General features: G+C 66.8%; 1 protein-coding gene. It reads right to left on the bottom strand.

Annotation, left to right across the window (positions count from 1 at the left end):
- Positions 1–683: beta-ketoacyl reductase (locus ACPXCB_RS31500; RefSeq protein ID WP_425879762.1), on the bottom strand; the 683-nt coding region annotated here is incomplete at its 3' end.
- Between the last annotated feature and the right edge of the window lie 295 nt (positions 684–978).

Genomic DNA, 978 nt, shown 5'->3' with positions numbered 1-978 from the left:
TCGGGGATGTCGGTGAACAGGCGGGACGGACGCAACGCCGTGAACGACGGCACGAACCGATCCCACCGCACATCCGCCACCACCACCTGCGACTCATCACCATCCAACGCCCGCTGCAACGCCGCCACCGCCAACTCCGGAGCCATCCCCGGCAAACCACGCCGACTCAACTGCTCCCCCGCCACCCCCACCGCCATACCCGCCTCAGCCCACGGCCCCCACGCCACCGACGTCCCCACCAACCCACGCCCACGCCGCGACACCACCAACCCATCCAAAAACGCATTCGCCGCCGCATACCCCACCTGACCCGCCGAACCCCACACCCCCGCAATCGACGAAAACACCACAAACGCATCCAAATCCAAACCAGCAGTCAACTCATCCAACACCACCGCACCACCAACCTTCGCCCGCAACACCTCCTCCACCTCACCCACACCCACCTCACCCAACGCCGTCAACTGCGCCGCACCCGCCGCATGCACCACCGCCCGCAACCGCTCACCACGACCCACCAAATCCCCCAACAACCCCGCCACCGCACCACGATCCGCCACATCACACCCCACCACCGACACCCGCACACCCAAACCCTCCAACCGCCCCACCAACTCACCCACACCCGGCGCACCACCACCACGCCGACTCACCAACACCACATGCTCCGCACCCACACCCACCGCCCACAACGCCACCCGCGCACCCAACGCCCCCGTACCACCCGTCACCAACACCGTCCCCGACAACCGGAAACCACCCACACCCACACCCGTCGGAGAACCCGCACGCACCAACCGCCGCACAAACACACCCGACGACCGCAACGCCACCTGATCCTCACCAGACGACGACAACACCCCACACAACCGACCCCACACACCCCCATCCAACAACCCCGGCAAATCCACCAAACCACCCCACCGCAACGGCACCTCCAAACCCACCACCCGACCCAAACCCCACACCGCAGCACCC

The organism is Micromonospora sp. DT62, from assembly GCF_049847285.1.
Classification (GTDB): Bacteria; Actinomycetota; Actinomycetes; order Mycobacteriales; family Micromonosporaceae; genus Micromonospora; species Micromonospora reichwaldensis.
The sequence above is the reverse complement of the archived record's forward strand: the minus strand, read 5'-3'. Positions and strand labels throughout refer to the sequence as shown.